General features: G+C 61.3%; 2 protein-coding genes. Both read right to left on the reverse strand.

Annotation, left to right across the window (positions count from 1 at the left end):
* The coding region (locus tag AC3IFE_RS00495; RefSeq protein WP_489189249.1) for a T6SS effector phospholipase Tle3 domain-containing protein at positions 1 to 1,201 on the reverse strand (1,201 nt) is incomplete at its 3' end.
* Positions 1,194 to 2,877 (reverse strand): DUF2345 domain-containing protein (locus AC3IFE_RS00500; protein WP_489189250.1); only part of this gene is annotated, 1,684 nt, incomplete at its 5' end. The genes AC3IFE_RS00500 and AC3IFE_RS00495, both read right to left, overlap by 8 nt.

Raw genomic sequence — 2,877 nt, forward strand, 5'->3', positions numbered from 1 at the left:
CGGTATCGCCCAGTTCCGTCAGCAGTTCATCGCCGATGCCTTGCCAGCCAATGCTTTGCAACGTCGTGATACCCATCACCCGATCATGCGGCGTGAAATAGACGTATAAGCGGCCGTGATTGTCGCGCTCCGGCACGCCGTAATGCAGCTTCACGTCCGGCCGCCAGAAATTCATGTCCTGCGTTGCACCGACGTGCAATTGCTCCATCATTTGTTCGGTGAAGACCCGCTTGTCCCGCTTGATGCGATTCGCGATCTGGCGGAACGTGTTGACGCGCGCCTGCGCGGTCGGTCGCTCGCTCCCGCAAGTCAACGCATCCGTTGCCTTGTCATCCATCGCGAAAGGCGAGTTCATCACGAACAATGCGTCGGGCGCGCGAGTCTTGCATAGGGCCGTCGCAGCCATCGCAATCATGGTGCCCTGACTATGCGACATCACAGTCACCGTGTCGCGCGGGCACTCGGTTCGAATTTCGTCGATCAGGTTTGCCAAACGCTGTGCGGCGTGCGCGTAATAGTCGCGCGGTGGCGCATCCTGCAACTGCCGTTCCACTTCCGTGTTGAGCCGTTGCAAGTCGAAGCCGTAGATCGTGCGCGTGAAGCCTTTTCCACTCCAAAGCTGCTGGAGGTTGTTGGTGCCGTTCTGGAATGGCCCGCCGCCCCAATACCACGGCGTGTTTTGGCGGTGGTCCTCAACCTTGTGTGGCGTACATTCCGGCGCCCAAAAATCGGAACCCTGCTGATCGCGCAACGCGATCCGCCAGTTCTTCTCCTGACCTTTCTGCGCCCGGTAGCCCCAATAGAAGCGGATCACGGGCGAGTTACCTTGATCTCCCTTAGCGATATGCCTAGGGACAGGACATTCACCATCTGTCGTGCTGTAGGCATTTGCCTTCAGATCACTCCGATTTAGCCGTTCATTGAGCCCTTGACACAACGCCTGCTCTGCAGCCTCATACCACTCCCCCTCGGAATTCACGCCGTGCACGAAGATGACGACACCGGGCAAATGCGGGGGAATCCGCGCCTCGGCTCGCACCTGATAGCCCGTCGGTGTCAGGTACGATTCCCAGAACGGCCGGCCCAGGTGATCGCGCTGCATCGGCACGATGCGGGTTGCGTCCTCATGCCGATAGTGCTCCGGCTGTGTTTCGGTCGGCGTGTTCGCCGTATCGCCCGACCGATTAACTGAATCATCCATTTGCTCGAGCTCCGTTGTCGTTGTTCTTCGACAGCATCAGCTTGATTCCCTGTGCGATGTCGTTCGGCGTCAACGATGTTTCCCCCTTCGCGCTCGTCACGCCCTCCACGATTCGACCGTCCGCCAGTTGGATCTTGTACGGCTTGTTCTTCATGGGTCGTCCGGTCACGCCGTCGCTCAGGATGAACCGCTCGTCATTCGCCATCGTGGTTTGATCGAACTTCGGCAACGGCAACGACAGCGCGCCCGGACCTTCCTTCTGAATCTCGACGATCTTCAGAATCAGGCTTCCCGCACCGCCAATCTCGACGTTATCGCCCTGCACCTTGACGTAAGCCGTGCCGCCGCCACTGAGCACAACGCCATTGGCCGCGCTCGCCGTCAGCGTGCCCGCCGCGCTGCTCAATTGCATGTTCCGTTGTGCTACCAGTTCCATCGCGTCCGACTGCGCCTGAATCTGAACCTTGCCGCGTGCGGCGAACAGGCGAATGCCCATCCGGTGCGCGAACAGCGACAACACGTCGCCTGCGGCGATGGCGACATTCCGAATCGCATTCACGTTGAATCGCGACGACGTGGCGATGCTCACGTCCTTGCCCGCCGACACCATCACGCGGTCGGGAGTCGCCACGCCAATGCCGGCCGGCGCGGACAGCGCGATGACCGACTTTTTCAGGCCCGCCAGTTCATCTTTGAGCCACGCGTTTTCGGCCTTCAAGTCCGCGATCTCGGCTTTCGCCACCCGCGCAGCCTCCGCCAACCCATTCGCATGCGCCTGCGTCAACTGGAACTGGTTGGTCGCGGAACGCATGTCCGCCTGCTCCCCTCGCGCCTTCTCCTGCCGATCCGCCGACACGAACATGCCGCCACCCGCTCGCACGTGTCCGCGATTGTCCGTGCGCAGTTCGAAGCCTTCGCCACGCGGCTTTTGGTCACGGTCGACGGTGTGGCCGAGATTCAGTTGCGTCTTGCCATGCTCGGTCGCCAACTTGATGTGTTCGCGACCGTCCCGGTCGTCCATCTCCAGGGTGTTGTTCGACCGGGTCCGCAGGGTATTGCGCGTGCCCCACGGAACGCCCGAGACGATCGGGTCCGTGTGCTGCGCGGTATGGAGCACGTGGCTGATGAACGGCAAATCGACGCAGCCCCACAGGAAGCTCACGCCAACAACGGTGCCTTCGACCAGTCCAAAATGAAAGCCAGTTTGATTCGGTCCTGCGAATGGCTTGGCAAGACGCATCGGGCAGCTTCGCAGACCCGGCATCCGCGTGTCGCGGTCCAGATGAAGGTGAACGATATATTCGCCCTGCCCGTCCAGGTAAGGGTCTTTCCAGCCACCCGAGATGGTCCCCGTGATGACGCCGTGAATCTTCGGCCACGTCTCCGTCTTCAACGGCAGCCGGTATTGACGGTCGGATGGAATCGCGTCGAATTTCACGCGATACGCCTGCTTGCGCGACGCGCGACATGCCATCCGGACCACCAGCACACCGTGCTTCGCATCGGGCAGCTTCCGGTTCGACAACTTCAACACCGACCCGGGCGTGAGGTCCAGCATGTCGCACTCGCCGCGATACTCGACCTGTTCGGCCAGCGCGGCCTCGCGCCGAAGCAGCGCTTCCTCCTTCGCCTCGTCCACGCTCTGGTTCGGCGTGCCCCACGTATACGCGTCGCCA

The sequence above is a fragment of the Burkholderia sp. APQ4-4ca genome, assembly GCF_057837105.1.